16 protein-coding genes are annotated in these 25535 nt (G+C 64.2%); 3 read left to right on the top strand and 13 right to left on the bottom strand.

The window, feature by feature from the left end; genetic code table 11:
* Window positions 1-81: 81 nt before the first annotated feature.
* From ACIOAU_RS03610 to ccoN (ACIOAU_RS03655), 10 genes are all read right to left on the bottom strand, one after another.
* Window positions 82-606 (bottom strand): FixH family protein, encoded by a 525-nt coding sequence (locus ACIOAU_RS03610; RefSeq protein ID WP_101318061.1) that lies wholly within the window; start codon window positions 604-606, stop codon window positions 82-84.
* 12 nt (window positions 607-618) lie between these two features.
* Window positions 619-2034, bottom strand: a complete 1416-nt coding sequence (ccoG, locus tag ACIOAU_RS03615; protein ID WP_207072692.1) for a cytochrome c oxidase accessory protein CcoG — start codon at window positions 2032-2034, stop codon at window positions 619-621.
* 223 nt (window positions 2035-2257) lie between these two features.
* Window positions 2258-3238 carry a cytochrome-c oxidase, cbb3-type subunit III gene (gene ccoP, locus ACIOAU_RS03620; RefSeq protein WP_220633329.1) on the bottom strand — a complete coding sequence of 327 codons (981 nt, stop codon included), beginning with the start codon at window positions 3236-3238 and terminating at the stop codon, window positions 2258-2260.
* Window positions 3235-3432 (bottom strand): cbb3-type cytochrome c oxidase subunit 3, encoded by a 198-nt coding sequence (locus ACIOAU_RS03625; protein WP_101318067.1) that lies wholly within the window; start codon window positions 3430-3432, stop codon window positions 3235-3237. The genes ccoP (ACIOAU_RS03620) and ACIOAU_RS03625 overlap by 4 nt, the downstream gene beginning before the upstream one ends.
* Before the next feature lie 5 nt (window positions 3433-3437).
* Entirely contained in the window at window positions 3438-4046 is a 609-nt protein-coding gene (gene ccoO / locus ACIOAU_RS03630; protein ID WP_401179994.1) for a cytochrome-c oxidase, cbb3-type subunit II, read from the bottom strand.
* Window positions 4046-5488 carry a cytochrome-c oxidase, cbb3-type subunit I gene (gene ccoN, locus ACIOAU_RS03635; protein ID WP_103436733.1) on the bottom strand — a complete coding sequence of 481 codons (1443 nt, stop codon included), beginning with the start codon at window positions 5486-5488 and terminating at the stop codon, window positions 4046-4048. Before ccoN (ACIOAU_RS03635) ends, ccoO (ACIOAU_RS03630) begins: the two co-directional genes overlap by 1 nt.
* Before the next feature lie 422 nt (window positions 5489-5910).
* Window positions 5911-6852, bottom strand: a complete 942-nt coding sequence (gene ccoP / locus ACIOAU_RS03640) for a cytochrome-c oxidase, cbb3-type subunit III (protein WP_101318073.1) — start codon at window positions 6850-6852, stop codon at window positions 5911-5913.
* Window positions 6849-7040 (bottom strand): cbb3-type cytochrome c oxidase subunit 3, encoded by a 192-nt coding sequence (locus ACIOAU_RS03645; RefSeq protein ID WP_101322973.1) that lies wholly within the window; start codon window positions 7038-7040, stop codon window positions 6849-6851. Before ACIOAU_RS03645 ends, ccoP (ACIOAU_RS03640) begins: the two co-directional genes overlap by 4 nt.
* Before the next feature lie 9 nt (window positions 7041-7049).
* Window positions 7050-7658, bottom strand: a complete 609-nt coding sequence (ccoO, locus tag ACIOAU_RS03650; RefSeq protein ID WP_101318075.1) for a cytochrome-c oxidase, cbb3-type subunit II — start codon at window positions 7656-7658, stop codon at window positions 7050-7052.
* A gap of 13 nt (window positions 7659-7671) precedes the next feature.
* Complete coding sequence (ccoN, locus tag ACIOAU_RS03655; RefSeq protein ID WP_101318077.1) at window positions 7672-9096, bottom strand: cytochrome-c oxidase, cbb3-type subunit I; 1425 nt, start codon at window positions 9094-9096, stop codon at window positions 7672-7674.
* 49 nt (window positions 9097-9145) lie between these two features.
* On the opposite strand from ccoN (ACIOAU_RS03655), the gene ACIOAU_RS03660 reads away from it, so the two are divergent.
* On the top strand, window positions 9146-9838 hold the full coding sequence (locus tag ACIOAU_RS03660; protein ID WP_401180000.1) for an alpha/beta family hydrolase: 693 nt from the start codon (window positions 9146-9148) through the stop codon (window positions 9836-9838).
* Between the two features lie 49 nt (window positions 9839-9887).
* Here ACIOAU_RS03660 and ACIOAU_RS03665 read toward each other — a convergent pair whose 3' ends face one another.
* The gene (locus ACIOAU_RS03665; RefSeq protein WP_101318081.1) at window positions 9888-10172 is read right to left on the bottom strand and encodes a pyrimidine/purine nucleoside phosphorylase; all 285 of its coding nucleotides are present in this window, start codon (window positions 10170-10172) and stop codon (window positions 9888-9890) included.
* Window positions 10173-10249: 77 nt separating this feature from the next.
* Window positions 10250-10801 (bottom strand): exonuclease domain-containing protein, encoded by a 552-nt coding sequence (locus ACIOAU_RS03670; protein WP_401180004.1) that lies wholly within the window; start codon window positions 10799-10801, stop codon window positions 10250-10252.
* Between the two features lie 150 nt (window positions 10802-10951).
* On the opposite strand from ACIOAU_RS03670, the gene ACIOAU_RS03675 reads away from it, so the two are divergent.
* A complete protein-coding gene (locus ACIOAU_RS03675) occupies window positions 10952-11755 on the top strand; it encodes a substrate-binding periplasmic protein (RefSeq protein WP_401180171.1) in 804 nt (267 codons plus the stop codon).
* Between the two features lie 3 nt (window positions 11756-11758).
* Here ACIOAU_RS03675 and ACIOAU_RS03680 read toward each other — a convergent pair whose 3' ends face one another.
* Window positions 11759-12289, bottom strand: a complete 531-nt coding sequence (locus tag ACIOAU_RS03680; protein WP_150569709.1) for an RNA polymerase factor sigma-70 — start codon at window positions 12287-12289, stop codon at window positions 11759-11761.
* Between the two features lie 289 nt (window positions 12290-12578).
* Between ACIOAU_RS03680 and ACIOAU_RS03685 the strand changes: the two genes are divergently transcribed.
* The gene (locus ACIOAU_RS03685; protein ID WP_401180009.1) at window positions 12579-25532 is read left to right on the top strand and encodes a non-ribosomal peptide synthetase; all 12954 of its coding nucleotides are present in this window, start codon (window positions 12579-12581) and stop codon (window positions 25530-25532) included.
* The last annotated feature ends 3 nt before the right edge of the window (window positions 25533-25535 follow it).

The raw sequence follows: 25535 nt of genomic DNA on the forward strand, positions 1-25535 counted from the left end.
TCGCGAAGCGGCCCTAGGATTCATGCCGCGGCCACAATTGCCGGGCCAGCTTCGCTGGCCTTTCGCGACACAAGGCCGCTCCTACAGGTGCTCGGCGCCCTGGATGGCTTCATCGCCGAGCTGGAGGGTTACGCCGTGCTCGACCTTCTCTTCCTCGAACAAGCGCCAGATGTGGCCATCCTGGCTGCCCAGCAGCTCGACAAAGCGCCGGCCCTCGACCTTGTCGTCCAGTTGGCCAACATAGCGGCCCGCTTCGCTGCGCGCCAACTGGACTTTGCGGTCCTTGTCCGGCTGGGTCGGCGAGATCAGGTTGAGTTCCAAGGTCTGCGGGTCGCTGTTGCCGCTCAGACGCAGCTCGACCTCGCCGGTCAGCTCATCGAGGAGCACGCTGGCCTTGAGGTTGAGAGTCTGCGCCAGCAGTTCGCGGTCGAGCGAGCGGTTGATGCCTTTGCCGGCCTCGTAGTAGTTGTCGTTGACCAGGTTGTCCGGGTTGCGCACGGCAATGCTGACCATGGTCAGGCTCAGGCACACCGAGGTGGTGAGGATGCCGATGAGGATCCAGGGCCAGAGGTGCTTGTACCAGGGGCTGGCGGCAGTAGCAGGCATGGAGCGGATTCCTTAGCGAATTTGCGGGCCGATGAAACGGCTCTTGGCTTCAACCTGGGTGCCGTTGTCGTCGGCGTCCTTGAGGGTGAAGATGACTTCGTTGGTGGTCGACGGCAACTGCTCGGGGGCCACCGACAGCTGCACCGGCAGGCTGACGATATCACCGGCCTCGACACGGATCTCGCGTCGGCCTTGCAGTTGCAGGTCTGGCAGGCCGCTGGCCTCGAGCACGTAGACGTGATCGCGCTGGTCCTTGTTCATGACTTTGAGGCTGTACACGTTCTCGATCCGCCCCTGGGCGTTTTCGCGGTACAGCACGCGGTCCTTGCTGACATCGAACCCCACCAGCGAACGGGTAGCGAAGGCCGTGGCCAGGGCGCCGATCATCACCAGCAGGACTACTGCATAACCGATCAGGCGCGGCCGCGCCATGTGTGTCTTTTGCCCGGACAGGTTGTGTTCGGTGGTGTAGCTGACCAGGCCGCGTGGGTAGTTCATCTTGTCCATGATGGTGTCGCAGGCGTCGATGCAGGCAGCGCAGCCGATGCACTCGACCTGCAGGCCGTCACGGATGTCGATGCCGGTCGGGCACACCTGCACGCACATGGTGCAGTCGATGCAGTCGCCCAGGCCTTGCGCCTTGTAGTCGGCGTCTTTCTTGCGCGGGCCGCGCAGTTCGCCGCGGCGCGGGTCATACGAGACGATCAGGGTGTCCTTGTCGAACATCACGCTCTGGAAGCGCGCATACGGGCACATGTAGATGCACACCTGTTCACGCAGCCAACCGGCATTGCCGTAGGTGGCCAGGGTGAAGAAGCCGACCCAGAAGTAGGCCCAGCCATCGGCTTCGCCGGTGAAGAATTCCACGAGCAGTTCGCGGATCGGCGAGAAGTAACCGACAAAGGTCACCCCGGTGACGAAACCGATCAGCAGCCACAGGCTGTGCTTGGCGGTCTTGCGAGCGAGCTTGTTGGCGCTCATTGGCGCCTTGTCGAGCTTCATGCGCTGGTTGCGGTCACCCTCGGTGATTTTCTCGCACCACATGAACACCCAGGTCCACACGCTCTGCGGGCAGGTGTAGCCGCACCAGATGCGCCCGGCGAACACGGTGATGAAAAACAGGCCGAAGGCGGCGACGATCAGAATGCCCGACAGCAGAATGAAATCCTGCGGCCAGATGGTGGTGCCGAAGATGTAGAACTTACGTTCGGGCAGGTTCCACCAGACAGCCTGGTGGCCGCCCCAGTTCAGCCACACGGTGCCAAAGTAGAGCAGGAACAGCAGCGCGCCGCCGACCATGCGCAGCCTGCGGAACACGCCGGTGAAGGCGCGGGTGTAGATCTTGGCACGGGAGGCATAGAGGTCGACGGAATCCTTTCCCTTGTTGGCAGGCGGGGTCACGTCATGTACCGGAATGTGCTTGCTCATCATCGAGTCCCACGGCAGTGGAGAAGTGCCGCGGCCAGTGCATGCCGGCCGCGGTCGTGCGCCTGGTGCTGACGCTCTGCGGCCTATGATACGCCTGTGCTGGCGAGGTCGGACCGTGCTGCGACGTTATGTCGCGTTGGGTTTGCCTGTGAAATGGTGTAAGTGCGATTGTCAATTGATCCAGGTCAGCCGAGGTGCAAACGCCTCGGCTGACCTGGCTGGATTACGGCTTGGCAGGCTCGGCGGCTTCCTGCTGCGACAGGCTGTACACATAGGCGGCCAGCAGGTGCACCTTGTCATTGCCTTGCAACTCGGCCTGGGCCGGCATCTGGCCCTGACGGCCGTAGCGGATGGTCTGCTGCAACTGGGCGAAGCTTGAGCCGTAGATGAACGCCTGCGGATGGGTCAGGTCAGGTGCGCCCATGGCCGGCGTACCCTTGGCCTCGGGCCCGTGGCAGGCGACGCAGTTGGTGGCGAACAGTTTCTGGCCGTTGGCAGGGTCTGCCTTGATGCCCTCGGGCAGCTTGCGCCCGTCCAGGTTGGTCAGGACAAAGGCGGCCACATCAGCCACACCTTGCTCGCCGAGCACCTCGGCCCAGGCCGGCATCACGCCGTGGCGGCCGTTCATGATCGAGGCCTTGATCGTCTCCGGCTCGCCGCCCCAGCGCCAGTCGCTGTCGGTCAGGTTGGGGAAGCCATAGGCGCCCTTGGCGTCGGAACCGTGGCACACCGAACAGTTGGAGGCGAACAACCGGCCACCCATTTTCAGCGCCTGCGGGTCCTTGGCGACTTCCTCGATCGGCATCGCGGCAAACTTGGCATAGATCGGCCCGAAGCGGGCATTGGCCTTGGCCATTTCCTTTTCCCACTCGTGCACGCCGGTCCAGCCCGCCTCACCGTTGCTGAACTCGGTCTGCTTGTCGTTATCGAGGTAGCTGTAGCCTGGCAGGATGCCTTTCCAGTTGCCCAGGCCTGGGTACAGCACCAGGTAACCAAGGGCAAAGATGATGGTGCCGACAAACAGCCAGAACCACCATTTGGGCAGTGGGTTGTCGTATTCCTCGATGCCGTCGAAGGCGTGGCCGACGGTCTCGTCGGTGATGTCCTCGCGCTGGCCCTTGCGGGTCGACAGCAGCAGCCAGGTGAGGGCGAAGATCGTGCCCAGCGTCAGCACGCTGACGTACAGGCTCCAGAAGGTAGTCATTGTTGTTTGCTCCTAGACGCTTTTGCTTGCGCTTGCTCGACGTGCTGGCTGGCTTCGGGGTCATCGGCAAAAGGCAGTTGCGTGGCCTCGTCGAAGTCGCGCTTGCGCCGTGGGCTGAACACCCACAGGGCGAGGCCGACGAACGCCACCAGTACCACCACGGTGCCCAGGCCGCGGATCATTCCGATATCCATCAGCGTCACCGTTTGCTTTTGATGATGGTGCCGAGGCCTTGCAGGTACGCCACCAGCGCGTCCATCTCGGTCTTGCCCCTGACCGCGTCGGCAGCGCCGGCGATGTCGGCATCGGTGTACGGCACGCCCAGGGTGCGCAGCACTTCGAGCTTTTTCGCGGTGTCCTTGCCATCGAGCTTGTGCTCGACCAGCCACGGGTAGGACGGCATCTTCGACTCGGGCACGACGTTGCGCGGGTTGTACAGGTGCGCGCGGTGCCAGTCATCCGAGTAACGCCCGCCGACCCTGGCCAGGTCCGGCCCAGTGCGCTTGGAACCCCACAGGAACGGGTGGTCCCAGACACTTTCGCCGGCCACCGAGTAGTGCCCGTAGCGCTCGGTTTCGGCGCGGAATGGCCGGATCATCTGCGAGTGGCAGCCGACGCAGCCTTCGCGGATATAGATATCGCGGCCTTCCAGCTCCAGCGCGCTGCGCGGCTTCATGCCTTCGACCGGCTTGTTGGTGACGTCCTGGAAAAACAGCGGGACGATCTGGGTCAGGCCACCGATGCTGACGGCAATGACCATGAAGAAGGCCAACAGGCCGATGTTCTTCTCGACTGCTTCATGCTTCATCAGTGCGCTCCCACAACGACGATCTTGGCGGCGGCTTCAGCTTCTGTGGCATCCGCTGCACGTACAGTGCGCAGCACGTTGTAGGCCATCAGCAACATCCCCGAGGCGAAGAACGCACCGCCCACTGCGCGGACGATATAGCCCGGGTGGCTGGCCTGCAGCGCCTCGACGAACGAATAGGTGAGGGTGCCGTCATCGTTGATCGCACGCCACATCAGGCCCTGGGTAATGCCGTTGACCCACATCGAGGCGATGTACAGCACGGTGCCGATAGTGGCCAGCCAGAAGTGCGCGTTGATCAGGCCGACGCTGTGCATCTGCGCCCGGCCGTAGAGCTTGGGAATCATGTGGTAGATGGCGCCGATCGAGATCATCGCCACCCAGCCGAGCGCGCCGGCGTGTACGTGGCCGATGGTCCAGTCGGTGTAGTGCGACAGCGAGTTGACCGTCTTGATCGCCATCATCGGCCCTTCGAAGGTCGACATGCCGTAGAACGCCAGCGACACCACGAGGAAGCGCAGGATCGGGTCGGTGCGCAGTTTGTGCCAGGCCCCGGACAGCGTCATCATGCCGTTGATCATGCCGCCCCAGCTCGGCGCCAGGAGGATGATCGACATGACCATGCCCAGCGACTGCGCCCAGTCGGGCAGGGCGGTGTAGTGCAAATGGTGCGGGCCGGCCCAGATGTACAGGGTGATCAGCGCCCAGAAGTGCACGATCGACAAGCGGTACGAGTAGATCGGCCGCTCGGCCTGCTTGGGCACGAAGTAATACATCATGCCGAGAAAGCCCGTGGTCAGGAAGAAGCCCACCGCGTTGTGCCCGTACCACCACTGGATCATCGCGTCGGTCGCACCGGCGTAGGCCGAGTACGACTTGAACAGGCTGACCGGCAGCGAGATGTGGTTGACGATGTGCAGCATCGCGGTGACGACGATGAAGGCGCCGTAGAACCAGTTGCCGACATAGATGTGCTTGGTCTTGCGCTTGACGATGGTGCCGAAGAACACCACGCCGTAGGTGACCCAGACAATCGCCAGCAGAATCGCGATTGGCCATTCAAGCTCGGCATATTCCTTGGTGGTCGTGTAACCCAGCGGCAAGGTGATCAAGGCGCTGACGATGACCGCCTGCCAACCCCAGAAGGTGAACGCCGCCAGGCTATCGGAAATCAACCGCGTCTGGCAGGTGCGCTGGACCACGTAATACGAGGTGCCAAACAGCGCACAGCCACCGAAGGCGAAGATCACCAGGTTGGTGTGCAGCGGGCGCAGGCGGCCGAAGCTGGTCCAGGGCAGGTCGAGGTTCAGTTGCGGCCAGACCAGTTGCGAGGCGATGAACACCCCGAGCCCCATGCCAAGGATCCCCCAGACCACCGTCATGATGGCGAACTGGCGGACGACCTTATAGTTATAAGCAGTCGGACTGATTGCTGTGCTCATTCTAAGGTTCCACGGTTTGAATATTCTTGTTGGTTGAAAATCGGCGCCAGTATCGGTAACCCCTGGGGGTATGGCAACGCAAGGCTCCTCGCGCCGACCCGTGTCCAAACCCTGCATGCTGCCGTCCCGCAGCGCTTGGGTCTGGATGATTGTACACAAATAAATATTTGTTATGTGTACCGTTTCTCGACTTTTTCTGATCGATTGGTCAGGCTTTTTCGGGCCTGTCTGGGTAGGTCGGATACCCTTCCAAAGCCGTAGCTTGAACCGCCCAAAGTCGGCCCGGCGTCAGGCGCTATGGGACGTGCGAGTAGGGCGTTGCCGCCTTGGCATCAAGCTTAGTTGTGTTCGGAGGGGGTGCAAGCGAGGTGGGCGGTGGGGAGAAGCGGGGAAGCCGGGGCCGTGAAACGGCCCCGAGAGTGTCACTTGGCAGTCACGGTCTGCGCCGGTTGCGGTTGCGACAGGCTGTACACGTAGGCTGCCAGCAGGTGGACCTTGTCGTGGCCCTGAATGTCAGCCTGGGCTGGCATCTGGCCCTGGCGGCCGTAGCGAATGGTCTGCTGCAACTGGGCGAAGCTGGAACCATAGATGAACGCCTGTGGATGGGTCAGGTCAGGTGCGCCCATCACTGGCGTGCCTTTGCCTTCCGGTCCGTGGCAGGCGACGCAGTTGCTGGCGAAGATCTGCTGGCCTTTGGCTGGATCAGCCTTGACCCCTTCAGGCAGCTTGCGGCCGTCCATGTTGGTCAGCACGAACGCTGCCACATCCGCCACGCCCTGTTCACCGATCACCTCCGCCCAGCCCGGCATGACGCCGTGGCGGCCGTTCATGATCGAGGCCTTGATGGTTTCCGGGTCGCCGCCCCAGCGCCAGTCGCTGTCGGTCAGGTTGGGGAAGCCGTAGGCACCTTTGGCGTCCGAGCCGTGGCACACCGAGCAGTTGGAGGCGAACAGGCGACCGCCCATTTTCAGCGCTTGCGGGTCCTTGGCCACTTCTTCCACCGGCATGGCGGCAAACTTGGCGAAGATCGGCCCGAAGCGGGCGTCGGCCTTGTCCATCTCGCGCTGCCATTCATCGACCTGGGTCCAGCCATTCTCATAGCCCGGCAGGATGCCCTTCCAGTTGCCCAGGCCTGGGTACAGGATCAGGTAACCGACGCCGAAGGCGAGGGTGCCGACGAACAGCCAGAACCACCACTTGGGCAGCGGGTTGTCGTACTCCTCGATGCCATCGAAGCTGTGGCCCATGGTCTGGTCGGTGGTGTCCTTGCTCTGGCCCTTGCGGGTGCTGAGCAGCAGCCAGGTCAGGCCGATCAGGCTGCCGATGGTCAGTACGCTGATGTACGTACTCCAGAAGGTGGTCATTGCCCGTTACTCCTCATTGCAGGCTCCTGCCCGGCAGGGGGCAGGCGGTCATCGTCGAAGGGCAGCAGGCGCGCTTCGGCGAAATCACGGTCACGGCGACGGTTGAACACCCACAGGCTCAGGCCGATGAAGGCGATCATCACCACCAAGGTGCCGAGGCCGCGGATCATGCCGATGTCAATTGACAGTTCCATTGCTTACCTCTTGTTCTTGATCGCAGTGCCGAGCACCTGCAGGTAGGCGACCAGCGCGTCCATCTCGGTATGGCCCTTGACGGCGTCACGGGCACCGGCGATATCCGCGTCGGTGTAAGGCACGCCGAGGGTGCGCAGGGCGCGCATCTTGGTCTCGGTGTGGCTGTTGTCGACCTGGTCGGCGACCAGCCATGGGTAGGACGGCATTTTCGACTCGGGGACGACGTTGCGCGGGTTGTACAGATGCGCGCGGTGCCAGTCGTCCGAGTAGCGCCCGCCGACTCGGGCAAGGTCCGGCCCGGTGCGCTTGGAGCCCCACAGGAACGGGTGGTCCCAGACGCTCTCGCCGGCGACCGAGTAGTGCCCGTAGCGCTCGGTCTCGGCGCGGAACGGCCGGATCATCTGCGAGTGGCAACCGACGCAGCCTTCGCGGATATAGATATCGCGGCCTTCCAGCTGCAGCGCGGTGTACGGCTTCATGCCTTCGACCGGTTTGTTGGTGACGTCCTGGAAGAACAGCGGGACGATCTGGGTCAGGCCGCCGATACTGACGGCCAACACCATCAACACCGCCAGCAGGCCGACGTTTTTCTCGATGACTTCATGTTTCATCAGGCAACTCTCCTCAGGCCAACTGGGCGTTCGCAGGGGCGGCGGCTGCATCCGGTGCGCGCACCGTGCGCCAGGTGTTCCAGGCCATCAGGAACATGCCGCTGAGGAAGATCGCACCACCGACGAAGCGCACGATGAAGCCTGGGTGGCTGGCCACCAGGGTTTCGACGAACGAGTAGGTGAGGGTGCCGTCGGCGTTGACCGCGCGCCACATCAGGCCCTGGGCGATGCCGTTGACCCACATCGAGGCGATGTACAACACGGTGCCGATGGTCGCCAGCCAGAAGTGCGCATTGATCAAGCCAATGCTGTACATGCGCTCTTTGCCCCAGATTTTCGGGATGGTGTGGTACAGCGCACCGATGGAAATCATCGCTACCCAACCAAGCGCGCCGGCATGGACGTGGCCGATGGTCCAGTCGGTGTAGTGCGACAAGGCGTTGACGGTCTTGATCGCCATCATCGGCCCTTCGAAGGTCGACATGCCGTAGAACGCCAGCGACACCACGAGGAAGCGCAGAATCGGGTCGCTGCGCAGTTTGTGCCAGGCGCCCGACAGGGTCATCATGCCGTTGATCATGCCGCCCCAGCTTGGCGCGAGCAGAATCAGCGACATGACCATGCCCAGCGACTGCGCCCAGTCAGGCAGGGCGGTGTAGTGCAGGTGGTGCGGGCCGGCCCAGATGTACAGGGTGATCAGTGCCCAGAAGTGCACGATCGACAGCCGATAGGAATACACCGGGCGTTCGGCCTGCTTGGGCACGTAGTAGTACATCATGCCGAGGAAGCCTGCGGTCAGGAAGAAGCCCACCGCGTTGTGGCCGTACCACCACTGCACCATGGCGTCGGTTGCGCCGGCATACACCGAGTAGGACTTGGTCAGGCTGACAGGGATTTCCAGGTTGTTGACGATGTGCAGCAGCGCCACGGTGAGGATGAACGCACCGAAGAACCAGTTACCCACATAGATGTGCTTGGTGGTGCGCTTGATCAGCGTACCGAAGAACACGATCGCGTAGGCCACCCAGACAATGGTGATCAGGATGTCGATCGGCCATTCCAGCTCGGCGTATTCCTTGGAGCTGGTGTAGCCCAGCGGCAGGCTGATCGCGGCGAGCACGATCACCAGTTGCCAGCCCCAGAACGAGAATGCCGCCAGGCGCGGCGCGAACAGGGTGGTCTGGCAGGTGCGCTGCACCGAGTAATACGAGGTGGCAAACAGCGCGCAGCCGCCGAAGGCGAAGATCACTGCGTTGGTGTGCAGCGGTCGCAGGCGGCCAAAGCTGGTCCACGGCAGGTCGAAGTTGAGGGCAGGCCAGGCGAGTTGGGCAGCGATGAAAACGCCGAGCCCCATCCCGACGATTCCCCACACCACCGTCATAATGGCGAATTGGCGGACCACCTTGTAGTTGTAGGCGGTTCTGGGTGTTGTGTTCATGTATGGGTTCCCATCCACGGTTATAGGCAGACTAAACAGCGAGGCAAGAATGAGAGATGGGCAAAATGCCGGTATTGACGGGGATCAATGGGCGCAAGTGGCAAATGTTTCAGGCTTGCGCTGCGATCTACCGCAAGCCGGTGGCGAGCAGGGCTATGTGGGGTGTTTGATCCTGGCCCACGGTGCTGGCGCACCGATGGACAGCGGGTTCATGAACGACATGGCGCAAAGGCTGACAGGGCAAGGGCTGGCGCTGCTACGCTTCGAGTTCCCGTACATGGCCCAACGGCGCGCAACAGGCGGCAGGCGGCCACCTAACCCGCAGAAGGTTTTGCTTGAATGCTGGCGCGAGGTGTATCAACAGGTGCGACCATTGGTCACAGGGCCGCTGGCGATTGGCGGCAAGTCAATGGGCGGGCGCATGGCCAGTTTGCTGGCCGATGAACTGCAGGTAGATGCACTGGTGTGCCTGGGATATCCGTTCTACGCAGCGGGCAAGCCGGAAAAGCCGCGGGTCGCGCACTTGGCGGAACTGCAGACACCGACCTTGATTGTGCAGGGCGAGCGCGATGCCCTGGGCAACCGGGAAACGGTCGCGGGCTACCAGCTGTCGTCAGCCATCGAACTGTGCTGGCTGGCGGCGGCGGATCATGACCTCAAGCCGCTGAAAGCGTCGGGCTTCACCCATGAGCAGCACCTGCAAACCACCGCAGAACGGGTTGCCCGCTTCATCCAGCGCTGAGCAGCAACTCAGCAGGCGCCGCGCCTGCAGAGCCAATGCGATTGCTGGATCAGTCGCGGTATTCGCACAGGTAAGCGGTTGCAACTGCGACCTTGAGCTGGAACTTGCTGTCGGCAGGCACGTTGAACTGGCTGCCAGCGATGAATTCCTGCCAGTTGTCGCTGCCCGGCAGCTTGACGGTCAGGGCGCCGGAAACCACGTGCATGATTTCGCGCTTGGCGGTGCCGAACTCGTATTCGCCCGGGGCCATGACGCCGACGGTGGCCGGGCCTTCAGTGCCTTCGAAAGCGATCGACTTGACGGTGCCATCAAAGTACTCGTTGACCTTGAACATGGGGGCGACTCCTGTAAAGGGGGGATGAAAAAGGGGCTGGCCAGTATGCCCAAGCCCCAGCGTGTCGTCATCTGCTTTCAGGGGCTCTCGGCCGGCAGGCTCAGCGGCAGCAAGCGCGCGGTGTTGCGCGCATCTTCGAGGGCGCGGTGCTGCTGGCCGCTGAACTGCAGGCCAGCCAGTTGCAGGGCGCTGTTGAGCCCGGCCGGGCGTTGCAGGTGGCGGGCCTTGGCGAAGCGCTGCTTGAGGTTGATGTGGGCGGTGTCCTGGAGCACGCTGCGCACTTTATAGTCGTGCCATTCCTGCAGCAGCTGGCGGCGGTCATAGTCGCCCCAGCTGACCCAGGCTTGCAGTTCATCGGCATGCGTACTCAGCCAGCCCTCGAACCCAGCCCAGGCCTCACGAAAACACGCGGCGGCGTCGACGTCCGCCTGGCTGATGTGGGTCAGCTTGCGGCAGAACGGAGTCAACTGCGGGCGTTTTTTCGGTTTGACGAAGCACTGGAACTGGTCGACCTCATGGCCTTGCCGCGTCACCAGGCTGGCGCCGATTTCAATGATTTCCATCTCTGTGAGCGGCCAGCCACCGTCGTCGGTGGTGGCCTCCAGGTCGATCACTAACCAATGGGCCATGGCAGGCTCCCTTGCAAGACTCGCTAGAGAGTAGCCAAACTCGGCCAAACAGGCACCCTATGGCACTTTGGCATATGTGCTGGTTGTGCCGCTTGCAGAAAACGCCTAGCTTAGGCGCATCAAGGTTTGGTGTGTCTGCAAGTGTCTGTGTTGATTCCACTGCCCAGGCTCAAGGCCTGCTCGTCGCTGTTGCTGGTTGCTCTGCTGGGGCACGTCGCGCCTGCCTGTGCCGAACCCGAGGCAGGCATCGAGGTGCGCATCGGTGCGGCGCATTTTCCGCCTTATACCGAACGCCCGGAGCGGGGCGCCGACAGTGGCCTGCTGCCGCAACTGACACAGGCGCTCAACACGCTGCAAAAGGACTACTTCTTCGTTCTGGTGCCCACCTCGATTCCGCGGCGCTTTGCCGACCTGGAGCAAGGGCGCACCGACATGGCGATTTTCGAGAACCCTCAGTGGGGCTGGCAACAGGTCCCCCACCAGGCCGTCGACATGGGCCTGGAAGATGCCGAAATTTTTGTCGCGCGGCGCCAGCCGGGAAGGGACCAGAATTACTTCGCTGAGCTGCATGGCAAGCGTCTGGCTGTTTACCACGGCTATCATTACGCCTTCGCCGACTTCAACGCCGACCCACAGCAGCTCAGTGCGAACTACCATGCGACCTTGACCTACTCGCATGACAGCAACCTGTTAATGGTCCAGCGAGGGCGCGCCGACATTGCCCTGGTAACGCGCTCGTATTTCAATGATTTTCTTGCTCGCAACCCTGCCAGCCGCGAGCAGTTGATGGGCTCGGAACGGGTCGATCAGCTTTATCATCATTACGCACTGCTGCGCCCGAATGCACCGATCAGCCCGCAGGCATTTGCCGCGCTATTGCAACAACTGCGCAGCAACGGTGAATTGACGCGGATTTTTCAGCCCTATCAGATCCAGACGATGAGCCCGCAGTAGCCCTCAAGCGTGCGGCTGGGCGCTTTTGCGGCAATGGATCAGGGCGTCGCGAATCATGAAGTTGACCAGTGTCGGCGAGACGCCAAGTTCCTTGGCGATGTCTTTCTGCGGGACGCCGTGCAGCCGGTACATCTCGAAGGCATAACGGGTGCGCTGGGGCAGTTCATTCAATGCATCGGCAATGTGTTCAAGCGCAGCCAGGTTGATGTGGGTGTGCTCGGGCGATGCATTGACGATCACCACGTTCATGCCTTCCTCTTCGGTGCCCGAATACCTCAGCTCCATCGCCTGTTTGCGATAGTGATCGATGGCCAGGTTACGCACGATCTGGAACAGATAGCTGAGTTGAGCTTTGATCGAGGAGGTGATCTGCGGTGCGGCGTTGAGCCGGAAGAAGGCGTCCTGAACAACATCCTCGGCACGCGAGCGGCAGCCAGTGATGCGCGCGGCTATTTTGAGGAGAATGCTGCGATTGTCGACGAACGCCTGGAGTAAGGGTGAATCGCACTTACTTGTGGATAGTTGTTCCGCCATGGAAATCACCTTAGCTCTTTTAGGAATAGGAGCGCTTTTGGATAGGGCGCTTCCTGCGACGAGCGACAAATTAGGCGGAATGATAATGGTTGTCAAATACGAAAGTTAATGAGTATCTATTCGTGTTTGATCTAAGCCTGCCCTCGCACAGTCATCCCCCTCGCTGCCCGCACTGTTAATTATTTGCCCTGCCCATCCGTTCCCCTGTGTACCCAAGGCCGCCTACGCCGCCCGCATTCAGCGAGGCAACGGCCAGGCCCGACTTACCCAGACACTGGCAGGAACACCCATGACGGACGCCTTCGAACTCCCGCACTCGCTGGTCCAGGCCCTGGCGCAACGCGCCAAGCAGACCCCCGAGCGGATCGCCTTGCGCTTTCTGGCCGATGACCCGCGCGAGCAGGCAGTACTGACCTATCAGGCGCTGGATGCGCGGGCGCGGACCATCGCCGCAGCACTGCAGGCGCGGGCCGAGTTCGGTGATCGGGCGGTGCTGTTGTTCCCCAGCGGTGCCGATTACGTCGCGGCGTTCTTCGGCTGCCTGTATGCGGGTGTGATTGCCGTGCCGGCCTATCCGCCGGAGTCTGCAAAGCGCCATCATCAACAGCGCCTGTTGTCGATCATCGACGATGCCCAGCCGCGCTTGCTGCTGACCGTGGAAGCCCTGCGCGACAGCCTGCAGGAACTTGATGCGCTCGCTGCTGACGGCGCGCCGCAGTTGCTGGCGGTCGACCAGCTCGACCCGGCGCTGGCGGCGCAGTGGCGCGAGCCACAGTTGGCGGGCGATGACATCGCCTTCTTGCAGTACACCTCAGGCTCTACCGCATTGCCCAAGGGCGTGCAGGTCAGCCATGCCAACCTGGTCGCCAACGAGCAACTGATTCGCCAGGGCTTTGGCATCGACCTGAACCCCGACGACGTCATCGTCAGCTGGCTGCCGCTGTACCACGACATGGGCTTGATCGGCGGCTTGCTGCAGCCGATCTTCAGTGGCGTGCCGTGTGTGCTGATGTCGCCGGGGTACTTCCTGGCCCGGCCGCTGCGCTGGCTGCAGGCGATCAGCGAGTACGGCGGCACCATCAGCGGCGGGCCGGATTTTGCCTATCGCCTGTGCAGTGAACGGGTTAGCGAAGCGGCCTTGGCCGGGCTCGACCTTAGCCGCTGGCGGGTGGCGTATTCCGGTTCCGAGCCGATCCGCCAGGACAGCCTGGAAACCTTTGCCAGCAAGTTTCAGCCATGCGGCTTCGAGCGCAGCAGCTACTTCGCCAGTTACGGCCTGGCCGAAGCCACCTTGTTCGTCAGCGGCAGCCGTCGCGCTCATGGCATTGCTGCTCTGCAGGTCGATGCCCAGGCGCTGGCCGAGCACCGTATCGAAAGCGGCGAGGGCAGTGTGTTGATGAGCTGCGGCTATCCGCAACCCGAGCACGCCGTGTGCATCGTCGAACCACAGCAGCAACAGCTGCTGGCGGATAACCAGGTCGGGGAAATCTGGGCCGCCGGCCCGAGCATCGCCCGTGGCTATTGGCGCAACCCGCAAGCGACGGCACGCACCTTCGTCGAGATGAACGGCCAGACCTGGCTGCGCACGGGCGACCTGGGCTTTATCCGCGACGGCGAGATATTCGTCACCGGGCGCCTGAAAGACATGCTCATCGTACGTGGGCAAAACCTCTACCCGCAGGACCTGGAGCAGACCCTCGAGCGCGAAGTCGAAGGGCTGCGCAAGGGGCGGGTGGCGGTATTCGCCGTCGACGACAACGGCGAGGAGGGCATCGGTGTCGCTGTCGAAGTGAGCCGCAATGTGCAGAAGTCGACCGCTCCCGAGGCGCTGATCAAGACCCTGCGCCAGGTGATCGCCGATGCCTGTCGGCAGGCACCGGCGGCAGTGCTGCTGCTCAACCCCGGCGCGCTACCGAAGACTTCCAGCGGCAAGCTGCAACGCGCGGCCTGTCGCCAGCGCATGGATGACGGCAGCCTTGATTGCTACGCGCGCTTCCCGGCGATCAGCAGCGTGGCGTCGGCGGCCTCTGTGACAGAGCCCCTGCAAGCGCGCATCGCTGCCATCTGGCGTGACCTGCTCAAGGTCGAAGCGGTGGCGGCCGATGACCACTTCCTGCTGCTGGGTGGCAACTCGATTGCCGCCACGCAGGCGACCGCGCAACTGGCAGACGAGCTTGGCATCGAGCTGAGCCTGCGCACCCTGTTCGACGCCCCGGTGCTGGCTGACTACAGCACAGCGGTAGCTGCACTGCTGGCTGACGGCGGCCAGCAGCGCACTCATATCGACGTGCGCGGCCGCGCTCAGCCACTGCCGCAGTCGCTTGCGCAAAACCGCCTGTGGCTGCTGTGGCAGCTGCAACCGCAGTCGGCAGCCTACAACATCCCGGCCGGCCTGCACCTGCGCGGCGAACTCGACGTTGCCGCGCTGCAGCACAGCCTGCAAGCGCTGGTCAGCCGGCATGAATCGTTGCGTACGGTGTTCAGCGAAGTCGACGGCCAGGCCCTGCAACGGGTGCTGCCTGAGCTGCAACTGGAGCTCGCTCAGCTTGACCTGCATGGGCTGGACCCCGCGCAGGTTGCGGCCCGCCGCGAAGCCGAGGCGCAGCAGCCGTTCGATCTGGGCAATGGGCCGCTGCTGCGCGCTACTCTGGCGCGGCTGGATGATGAGCAGCACCAGCTGTGGCTGACGCTGCACCACATCGTCGCTGACGGCTGGTCGCTGAACATTCTGCTGGATGAGTACGCTCGCCTGTACGCGGCCCGCTGCCAGGGCCAGCACGTCAGCCTGCCAGCGCTGCCGTTGGGCTACGCCGATTACGGCATCTGGCAGCGCCAGTGGCTGGCCGAGGGCGCGGCTGCAGCACAACTCGAATACTGGCAAGCGCAATTGGGTGATGATCTGCCGGTGCTCGATCTGGCCACCGATCAGCCGCGTTCGAGCCAGCGCACACTGCGCGCCGAGCGCCTCAGCGTAAAAGTCCCGGCCCAGCTCACCACCGCGCTCAAGCAGCTTGCCGAGCAGCAACAGGCCAGCCTGTTCATGATCCTGCTGGCTGCCTGGCAGGGCTTGCTGCACCGCTACAGCGGGCAGCACGACATCCGCGTTGGCGTGCCCAATGCCAACCGCCCACGCCTGGAAACTCAGGGCATGGTTGGCTTCTTCATCAATACCCAGGTGCTGCGTGCGCAGCTCGATGGCCGCCAGCCGTTCAGCCAGTTGCTGGCCCAGGTGCGTCAGGCCACGATCGAGGCGCAGGCGCATCAGGACCTGCCGTTCGAGCAGCTGCTTGAAACACTGCCGCAGGCGCGTGAGCAGGGCCTGTTCCAGGTCATGTTCAACCATCAGCAACGCGATCTGTCAGCGCTGCGCCGCCTGCCTGGTTTGCTCGCCGAAGAGTTGCCATGGCACAGCCGTGAAGCCAAGTTCGACCTGCAACTGCACAGCGAAGAAGACCAGCAGGGCCGCCTCAGCCTGGCCTTCGACTATGCCGCCGAGCTGTTCGACGCGGCCACCGTGCGGCGCCTGTCGCAGCACCTGCTGGCCTTGCTCGAACAGGTCAGCGCTCAACCGCAGCTGGCGCTGGGCGATGTGCAGTTGCTTGATGCCGCCTCGCGCACGCAACTGCTGCAATGGGGCCAGTGCGCAGCGCCGGCGCCGCAGCGCTTGCTGGTCGAGCAGCTCAACGAACAGGCGCGCCTGACCCCGCAACAGCCGGCTCTGCTCTGGGACGGCGGCAGCCTCGATTACGCCAGCCTGCACCAGCAGGCCAACCGCCTGGCGCATTACCTGCGCGACAAAGGTGTCGGCCCCGATACCTGTGTGGCGATTGCCCTGCAGCGCTCGCCACAGTTGCTGGTCGGCTTGCTGGCGATCCTCAAGGCCGGTGGCGCCTATGTGCCGCTGGACGTCGATTACCCTGCCGAGCGGCTGGCGTTCATGCTCGCCGACTGTGGCGCGAGCCTGTTGCTCAGCCACAGCGACTGCCTGGCACAGCTGCCGCAGCGTGCCGAGGTCAGCGTGATCGCCCTTGACCAGTTGCACCTGGACAGCTGGCCAAGCCATGCGCCGGGGCTGCATCTGGAAGGCGACAACCTCGCCTACGTAATCTACACCTCAGGCTCCACCGGCCAGCCCAAAGGCGTCGGCAATACCCATGGGGCATTGGCCGAGCGCCTGCAGTGGATGCAGACCAGCTATGCACTGGAGGCCAGCGATGTGCTGCTGCAGAAGGCACCGATCAGTTTTGACGTGTCGGTGTGGGAGTGCTTCTGGCCGCTGCTCACCGGTTGCCCGTTGGTCCTCGCCGGCCCCGGCGAGCACCGTGATCCGCAGCGCATTGCCGAGCTGGTGCAGCAGTTTGGCGTGACCACGCTGCACTTCGTCCCGCCGTTGCTGCAGGTGTTTGTCGAGGAGCCGCTGACTGCGAGCTGCACGAGCCTGCGCCGGCTGTTCTCCGGTGGCGAGGCGTTGTCGGCCAGCCTGCGTGATCGGGTTCTGCAGGTACTGCCGCAGGTGCACCTACACAACCGCTATGGCCCGACCGAAACCGCAATCAACGTAACCCATTGGCATTGCCAGCCCAGCGATGGCGAGCGTTCACCGATTGGCAGGCCGCTGGCCAACGTGCTCTGCCATGTGCTCGATGACGAGCTCGAGCTGAGTCCGCCAGGTGTGCCGGGCGAGCTGTGCCTGGGTGGCGTCGGCCTGGCTCGGGGTTACCTGGACCGACCAGGGCTGACCGCCGAGCGCTTCGTGCCGCAGGCCGATGGCAACGGCGCGCGCCTGTACCGCAGCGGCGACCGCGTCCGTTGGTTGCCCGAGCATGCGGCGCTGGAATATCTGGGCCGGCTCGATCAGCAGGTCAAGGTCCGTGGCTTCCGGGTTGAACCCGAAGAAGTGCAGGCCTGCCTGTTGGCTCAGCTGGGCGTCTCTCAGGCGGTGGTGCTGATTCATCAGGACGCGGTTGGTGCGCAGTTGCTCGGCTATTACACCGGTAACGAGCAGAGCGAGGCGCTGCTGGCCGCACTGAGCGAGCGCCTGCCGGCCTATATGGTCCCGGCGCAATTGATCCACCTTGCTCAGATGCCCATCGGCCCGAGCGGCAAGGTCGAGCGCAAGGCGCTGCCGGCGCCGGTCTGGCAACAACGCCAGCACGTCGAGCCGCACACTGCGCTGCAACAGCAGGTCGCGGCAATCTGGCGCGAAGTGCTCGGCGTGCCGCAGGTGGGCTTGCAGGATGACTTCTTCGCCCTCGGCGGCCACTCGCTGCTGGCCACCCAGATCGTCTCGCGCACACGCCAGGCGTTGGACGTCGAACTGCCGTTGAAGACCTTGTTCGATGCCAGCGAGCTGGGCGCATTCTGTGTCGAGATTGCCGGGCTGCGCGAGCGCGGCGAGCATAACCAGCAAGGCGCTATTGCGCGGGTCGACCGGCGCCAGGCGGTGCCGCTGTCGTATTCGCAGCAGCGCATGTGGTTCCTCTGGCAGATGGAGCCGGACAGCCCGGCCTATAACGTCGGCGGCATGGCGCGCCTGCGCGGCACCTTGCACGTGGATGCCTTCGAGCGCGCCCTGCATGCGTTGATTGCCCGTCACGAAACCCTGCGCACCACCTTCCCGAGCATCGACGGCGTGCCGTACCAGTGCGTCGCCGAGCACAGCCCATTGCAGGTGCAGTGGCATGACTTCAGCGCGGTGGCTGCCGAGCAGCGCCAACAGCGCCTGCAAGCGCTGGCCGATCAACAGGCGCACCAGCCGTTCGATCTGGAGCGCGGTGCGCTGCTGCGCGCCTGCCTGGTCAAGGCCGGCGAGCGCGAGCACTATTTTGTCCTGACCTTGCACCATATCGTCACCGAAGGCTGGGCGATGGACATCTTTGCCCGCGAACTGGGTGAGCTGTACGAAGCCTTTGTCGATGATCGCGAGTCGCCGCTGGCGCCGTTACCAGTGCAGTACCTGGACTACAGCGTGTGGCAGCGGCAATGGCTGGAAGGCGGCGAAGGCCAGCGCCAGCTGGCCTACTGGCAGGCCCGGCTGGGCGATGAACAGCCGCTGCTGGAACTGCCCAGCGACCGCCCACGGCCGCCGGTGCAGAGCCATCAGGGCGGGCTGTACCGCTTCGACCTCGACCCGGCACTGGCGGCGCGGGTGCATGCGTTCAATGGCGAGCGCGGCCTGACCCTGTTCATGACCATGACCGCCACTCTGGCGGCCTTGCTGCACCGCTACAGCGGCCAGCGCGACCTGCGTATCGGTGCGCCGGTGGCCAACCGGATTCGCCCGGAAAGCGAAGGCCTTATTGGCGCCTTCCTCAACACCCAAGTGCTGCGCTGCGAGCTGGACGGGCAGATGCGTGCAGGCGACCTGCTCGAGCAACTGCGTGACACCATCGTGGCCGGCCAGTCGCACCAGGACTTGCCGTTCGAGCAACTGGTCGAAGCCTTGCAACCGGCGCGCAGCAGTGCCTACAACCCGCTGTTCCAGGTGATGTGCAACGTGCAGCGCTGGGCCTTCCAGCAAAGCCGCGAGCTGGCCGGGATGCAGGTCGACTACCTGCTCAACGACGCCAGTGCGACCAAGTTCGACCTGTACCTGGAAGTTACCGACCTGGACGGCCGCCTCGGCTGCTGCCTGACCTACAGCCGCGACCTGTTCGATGAACCGCGCATCGCCCGTATGGCCGAGCACTGGCAACAGCTGCTGGCTGGGCTGATCGCCGACCCGCAGCAGCGTCTGTGCGAGCTGCCGATGCTGGCCGCGGCCGAGCAACAGGCGCTACTTGACCAATTGCAGGGCGAGCCTGCTGGCGAGCTGCAACACACCCTGCACGGTCTGTTCAGCGTGCAAGCCCAGCGCAGCCCGGATTCGCTGGCGCTGACCTTTGCCGGTGAACACCTCAGCTATGCCGCCCTCGACCAGCAGGCCAATCGCCTGGCGCGGGTGCTGCGCGAGCGTGGCGTCGGCCCGCAAGTGCGGGTTGGCCTGGCACTTGAGCGCTCGCTGGAAATGGTCGTTGGCCTGTTGGCAATCCTCAAGGCCGGCGGTGCCTATGTGCCGCTCGACCCGGAATACCCGCTGCAACGCCTGCAATACATGATCGAAGACAGCCGCATCGGCCTGCTGCTCGGCCAGCGCGATTTGTTCGAGCGGCTCGGCGAGTTGCCGGCCACTGTCGGCCGTTGGTGCCTTGAGGATGATGCCGCGGCCTTGGCTGATTACAGCGATGCAGCGCTGACCAACCTCAGCCTGGCGCAGCATCAGGCCTACCTGATCTACACCTCCGGCTCGACCGGCCAGCCCAAGGGCGTGGTGGTCAGCCACGGCGAAATCGCCATGCATTGCCAGGCCGTGATCAGCGCGTTCGGCATGCGCAGCGACGACTGCGAGCTGCACTTCTATTCGATCAACTTCGATGCTGCCAGTGAGCGCCTGCTGGCGCCGCTGTTGTGCGGTGCGCGGGTGGTCTTGCGCGGGCAAGGGCAGTGGGGCGCCGAGGAAATCTGCCAGCTGGTGCGCGAGCAGCAGGTGAACATTCTTGGCTTTACCCCAAGCTACGGCAGCCAGCTGGCTCAGTACCTGGCCAGCAGCGCCGAGCAATTGCCAGTGCGTCTGGTAATCACCGGCGGTGAAGCGCTGACCGGCGAGCACCTGCAGCGGATCCGCCAGGCGTTTGTTCCGCAGCAGCTGTTCAACGCCTATGGGCCGACCGAAACCGTGGTCATGCCGCTCGCGTGTCTGGCGCCGCCGACCCTGCCGGCCGAAGCTGGCAGCGTGCCGATCGGCCAAGTGATCGGCGCTCGCAGCGCGTACGTGCTGGATGACGATCTGGCGCTGTTGCCCCAGGGCGGCATCGGCGAACTGTACATCGGCGGCGCCGGCCTGGCCCAGGGTTATCACGACCGCCCCGGTTTGACTGCCGAGCGTTTTGTCGCCGACCCGTTCAGCCGCGACGGCGGCCGCCTGTACCGCACCGGCGACCGCGTGCGCCTGCGTGCTGATGGCTTGGTCGAATACGTTGGCCGTGCCGACCAGCAAGTGAAGATCCGTGGCTTCCGGATTGAACTGGGTGAAATCGAAAGCCGCCTGCAAGCCTACGCCGATATCGACGAGGCAGTGGTGCTGGCGCTGGACTTGCCCGGCGGCAAGCAGCTGGTCGGCTATCTGGTCTGCGCTCAGGCCAACGCCGACGCGGCTACTCAGGCCGATCTGCGCGAAGCGCTGAAGGCTCATGCCCGCCGGCACCTGCCGGACTATATGGTCCCCGCACACCTGGTGCTGCTCGCCCAGCTGCCGCTGATGGGCAACGGCAAGCTCGACCGCCGCGCCTTGCCAGCGCCGGATCTGGAGCTGGTGCAGCTGCATTATCAAGCCCCGGCGAATGCGCTAGAGGAGCAACTGGCGCAGGTCTGGCGGGAGGTGCTCAACGTCGCCCGGGTCGGTGTGCAGGACAATTTCTTCGAGCTGGGCGGCGATTCGATTCTGTCGATCCAGGTGGTCAGCCGGGCCCGCCAACTGGGCCTACAGTTCACCCCGCGCGACCTGTTCCAGCACCAAACCATCCAGGCACTCGCCGCGGTAGTCAGGCACAGCGATGCGCCTAGCGTGATCGAGCAGGGCGCGCGGGTCGGCAGCAGCGCGTTGACGCCGATCCAGCAATGGTTCTTCGACAGTGAAGTGGTCGAGCCGCAGCATTGGAACCAGGCCGTGCTGTTGCAGGTCCGTGAGCCATTGCTGGCGGCGAGCCTGGCACAGGCGCTGGCCGCGTTGCTGGTCCAGCACGACAGCTTGCGGCTGCGCTTCAATCAGGTGAACGGTCGCTGGCACGGCGAGTATCAACAGCCGACCAGCGAGCAACTGCTGTGGACGGCAACGGTCGCCGATCTGGACGGCTGCCAGGCGCTGTATACCGATGTGCAACGCAGCCTCGACCTGCAGCAAGGGCCGCTGCTGCGCGCCTTGCTGGTCAGTGATGGACAAGGCCAGCAGCGTTTGCTGGTCGTTATCCACCACCTGGTGGTCGATGGCGTGTCCTGGCGGGTGCTGCTCGAGGACTTGCAGGCGCTGTACCGCGGCGCCAGTCTCGCGGCCAAGACCCACGCCATGGGCGACTGGGCAGCGCGCCTGGCTACCTATGCCGGCAGCGACTCGCTGCGCGATGAGCTTGGCTGGTGGCAGACGCAACTGGCTGGCGTGCGCCGTGAGCTGCCCTGTGATCATCCTCAGGGCGGCAACCTCAACCGACATGCACAGACCCTGAGCATCAACCTTGAGGTCGAACAAACCCGCCAGCTGCTGCAGCAGGCGCCGGCGGCCTATCACACCCAGGTCAACGACCTGCTGCTGACCGCCCTGGCGCGCACCCTGTGCCGCTGGAGCGGCGACCGCGAAGTGCTGGTGCAACTGGAAGGCCACGGCCGCGAAGGCTTGTTCGAAGACCTCGACCTGACCCGCAGCGTCGGCTGGTTTACCAATGCCTATCCACTGGCCCTGGCCATCGAGCCAGGCGAACACGATCAGGCCCAGGCAAGCTCGATCAAACGCATCAAGGAACAACTGCGCCAGGTGCCGCACAAGGGCATCGGTTACGGCGTACTGCGTTACCTCGCTGACGCCGCCAGCCGCGAAAGCATGGCAGCGCTGCCGCAGGCGCGGATCACCTTCAACTACCTCGGCCAGTTCGACCAGCAGTTCGATGCGCATGCGCTGTTCCAGCCGCTGGATGCGCCGGCGGGCCTGGCCCACGACCTCGACGCGGCGCTGCCCAACTGGCTCAGCGTCGATGGCCAGGTTTACGGCGGTGCCCTGCAACTGCGCTGGAACTTCAGCAGCGAGCGCTACGAGCACGCCACCATCGCCGCGCTGGCCGAAGACTATCGCCGCGAACTGCTGGCGCTGGTTGCCCATTGCCTGGCCGATGGCAACGGCAGCTTCACCCCGTCGGACTTCCCCCTCGCTCACCTGAGCCAGGAGCAGATCGACAGCCTGCCCGTACCCGCTGCGCAAATCGACGACGTCTACCCGATGACGCCGATGCAGGAGGGCATGCTCCTGCATACCCTGCTCGAGCCGGGCACCGGCATCTACTACATGCAGGACCGCTATCGCATCAACAGCGCGCTCGAGCCGCAGCGCTTTGCCCAGGCCTGGCAGGCGGTAGTCGCCCGTCACGAAGCCCTGCGTGCCTCGTTCAGCTGGAGCGCCGGCGAAGCGATGCTGCAGATCATCCATAAGCCGGGCCACACCGCGGTCGACTATCAGGACTGGCGCGAGCTGGATGAAGAGGCCCAGGAGCAACGCCTGCAAGCGCTGCACAAGCAGGAACGCGAAGCGGGCTTCGAATTGCTCAGCCAGGCGCCGTTTCACCTGCGCCTGGTGCGCGTGGCCGACGAGCGTTACTGGTTCATGATGAGCAATCACCACATCCTGATCGATGCCTGGTGCCGCTCGTTGCTGATGAACGACTTCTTCGAGATCTATCAGGCGCTCGGTGAGGGCCGCCAGGCGCAACTGCCAGTGCCGCCGCGCTATCGCGATTACATCGGCTGGCTGCAACGGCAGGACCTCGATGAAGCGCGCCAGTGGTGGCAAGCCAACCTGGCCGGATTCGAGCGCGCCACGGCGCTGCCCAGCGACCGACCGCTGCGCCACGACCATGCCGGCGACGGCATGATCGTCGGCGACTGCTATACCCGGCTGCAGGTCGAGCAGGGCGCACGCCTGCGTGAGTTGGCCCAGGCCCACCAGTTGACCATCAATACCTTCGCCCAGGCGGCCTGGGCACTGGTGCTGGCGCGCTTCAGCGGCGAGCGCGACGTGGTCTTCGGCGTTACCGTGGCTGGGCGGCCGGTGAGCATGCCGCAGATGCAGCGCACGGTTGGCCTGTTCATCAACAGCGTGGCCCTGCGTGTGCAATTGCCGGCGCCGGGGCAGCGGCAAAGTGTGCGGCAGTGGCTGCAGGGCCTGCTCGAGCGCAACATGGAGCTGCGTGAATACGAGTACCTGCCGCTGGTGGCGATCCAGGAGCGCAGCGAACTGCCCAAGGGCCAGGCGCTGTTCGACAGCCTGTTCGTGTTCGAGAACGCGCCAGTGGAAACGGCCGTGCTCGACCACGCCCAGCACCTCAACGCCAGCTCTGACTCGGGCCGGACCCACACCAACTTTCCGCTGACCGCGGTGTGCTACCCCGGTGATGACCTAGGCCTGCACCTGTCGTTTGACCAGCGCTATTTCGATCACGCCACGGTCGAGCGCTTGCTGGCCGAATTCAAGCGCCTGCTGCTGGCGCTGGTCGAGGGCTTTGACGGCGAGGTCAGCGCGCTGGCGTTGCTCGGCGCTGAAGAACAACGCTTCCTGCTCGAAGACTGCAACCGCAGCGAGCATGCCTACAGCCTTGAACAGAGCTATGTCGAGCTGTTTGAAGCGCGCGTCGCCGCGCATCCGCAGCGGGTCGTGGCGCGCTGCCTGGAGGCCAGTTTTGACTACGCCGGGCTCAACCTGGCCGCCAACCGCATGGGCCACGCGCTGCTCGCAGCGGGCGTCGCCATCGATCAACCCGTAGCCCTGCTGGCCGAGCGTGGCTTGCCGCTGCTGGGCATGATCGTCGGCAGCTTCAAGGCCGGCGCGGGCTATCTGCCGCTCGACCCCGGGCTGCCAGCGGCGCGCCTGCAACGCATCGTCGAGATGAGCCGCACGCCGCTGCTGGTGTGCACCGCCGCCCACGCCGAACAGGCGCGGCAACTGCTGGATGAGCTGGCCGGTGCCGTACGGCCAACCTTGCTGGTGTGGGAAGAAATTCAGCATAGCGCCGTGGCTAGCCATAACCCAGGCGTCTACAGCGGCCCGGACAACCTCGCCTATGTGATCTACACCTCCGGCTCCACCGGTTTGCCCAAGGGGGTGATGGTCGAGCAGCGTGGCATGCTCAACAACCAGTTGAGCAAGGTGCCGTACCTGGGGCTGGACGAGCACGACGTGATCGCCCAGACCGCGTCGCAAAGTTTTGATATTTCGGTCTGGCAGTTCCTCGCCGCGCCGTTGTTCGGGGCCCGCGTGGAGATCGTGCCGAACGCCATCGCGCATGACCCGCAAGGCTTGCTCAGCCATGTGCAGGCGAGCGGGATCAGCGTGCTGGAAAGCGTGCCGTCGCTGATTCAGGGCATGCTCGCCAACCCCGAGCAGCACCTGGACCGGCTGCGCTGGATGCTGCCGACCGGCGAGGCAATGCCGCCCGAGCTGGCCGCGCAATGGCTGCAACGCTACCCGGCAATTGGCCTGGTCAACGCTTATGGCCCGGCCGAGTGCTCGGATGACGTGGCGTTCTTCCGTGTCGATGCAGCGTCGACCGAAGGCAGCTACCTGCCGATCGGTACGCCGACCGACAACAACCGGCTGTACCTGCTGGGTGAAGAACAGACCCTGGTGCCGCTGGGTGCAGTGGGCGAGTTGTGCGTGGCCGGCACCGGGGTGGGCCGCGGCTATGTCGGCGACCCGGTGCGCACGGCCCTCGCGTTCATACCGCATCCATACGGCGCGCCGGGAGAGCGCTTGTACCGCACGGGTGATCTGGCCCGGCGCCGGGTAGACGGCGTGCTCGAATACGTCGGTCGCATCGACCACCAAGTGAAGATCCGCGGTTATCGGATCGAGCTGGGCGAGATCGAAGCGCGCCTGCATGAGCAGGGCGAGATCCGCGACGCCGCCGTCGGCGTGCAGGAGGGCGTCAACGGCAAGCACCTGGTCGGCTATCTGGTGGCGCATCACGGCGTGACGGCCGATGCAGCGTTGCTTGAACAGGTCAAACAGCGCCTGCGCAGCGACCTGCCGGAGTACATGGTGCCGTTGCACTGGGGCTGGTTCGACAGCCTGCCGCACAACGCCAACGGCAAGCTCGATCGCAAAGCGCTGCCAGCCATAGATATCGGTGCTCAGCACAGCCAGGACTACCTGGCGCCGCGCAGCGAGCTGGAAGCGACCCTGGCCGCGATCTGGGCCGATGTGCTTGGCAGCGAGCGGGTAGGCGTGCGCGACAACTTCTTCGAGCTTGGCGGCCACTCGCTGCTGGCCACTCAGATCGCCTCGCGGGTGCAGAAGCAGCTGCAACTGAACGTGCCGCTGCGGGCAATGTTCGAGTGCAGCACGGTCGAGGAACTGGCGCTGTATGTCGAAGGGCTGCAGGGCAGTGTGCTGGATGACGACAAGGTCGACCGCCTGAGCGACCTGATGGCCGAGCTGGAAGGCTTCTGACAG

It is taken from the genome of Pseudomonas sp. NPDC088322 (assembly GCF_044740745.1).
Classification (GTDB): Bacteria; Pseudomonadota; Gammaproteobacteria; order Pseudomonadales; family Pseudomonadaceae; genus Aquipseudomonas; species Aquipseudomonas shirazensis.

Coding starts and splice junctions, on each gene's coding strand:
- ACIOAU_RS03610 (WP_101318061.1), bottom strand. CDS start 606: ATGCCTGCTACTGCCGCCAGCCCCTGGTACAAGCACCTCTGGCCCTGG.
- ccoG (WP_207072692.1), bottom strand. CDS start 2,034: ATGAGCAAGCACATTCCGGTACATGACGTGACCCCGCCTGCCAACAAG.
- ccoP (WP_220633329.1), bottom strand. CDS start 3,238: ATGACTACCTTCTGGAGCCTGTACGTCAGCGTGCTGACGCTGGGCACG.
- ACIOAU_RS03625 (WP_101318067.1), bottom strand. CDS start 3,432: ATGGATATCGGAATGATCCGCGGCCTGGGCACCGTGGTGGTACTGGTG.
- ccoO (WP_401179994.1), bottom strand. CDS start 4,046: ATGAAGCATGAAGCAGTCGAGAAGAACATCGGCCTGTTGGCCTTCTTC.
- ccoN (WP_103436733.1), bottom strand. CDS start 5,488: ATGAGCACAGCAATCAGTCCGACTGCTTATAACTATAAGGTCGTCCGC.
- ccoP (WP_101318073.1), bottom strand. CDS start 6,852: ATGACCACCTTCTGGAGTACGTACATCAGCGTACTGACCATCGGCAGC.
- ccoO (WP_101318075.1), bottom strand. CDS start 7,658: ATGAAACATGAAGTCATCGAGAAAAACGTCGGCCTGCTGGCGGTGTTG.
- ccoN (WP_101318077.1), bottom strand. CDS start 9,096: ATGAACACAACACCCAGAACCGCCTACAACTACAAGGTGGTCCGCCAA.
- ACIOAU_RS03660 (WP_401180000.1), top strand. CDS start 9,146: ATGAGAGATGGGCAAAATGCCGGTATTGACGGGGATCAATGGGCGCAA.
- ACIOAU_RS03665 (WP_101318081.1), bottom strand. CDS start 10,172: ATGTTCAAGGTCAACGAGTACTTTGATGGCACCGTCAAGTCGATCGCT.
- ACIOAU_RS03670 (WP_401180004.1), bottom strand. CDS start 10,801: ATGGCCCATTGGTTAGTGATCGACCTGGAGGCCACCACCGACGACGGT.
- ACIOAU_RS03680 (WP_150569709.1), bottom strand. CDS start 12,289: ATGGCGGAACAACTATCCACAAGTAAGTGCGATTCACCCTTACTCCAG.
- ACIOAU_RS03685 (WP_401180009.1), top strand. CDS start 12,579: ATGACGGACGCCTTCGAACTCCCGCACTCGCTGGTCCAGGCCCTGGCG.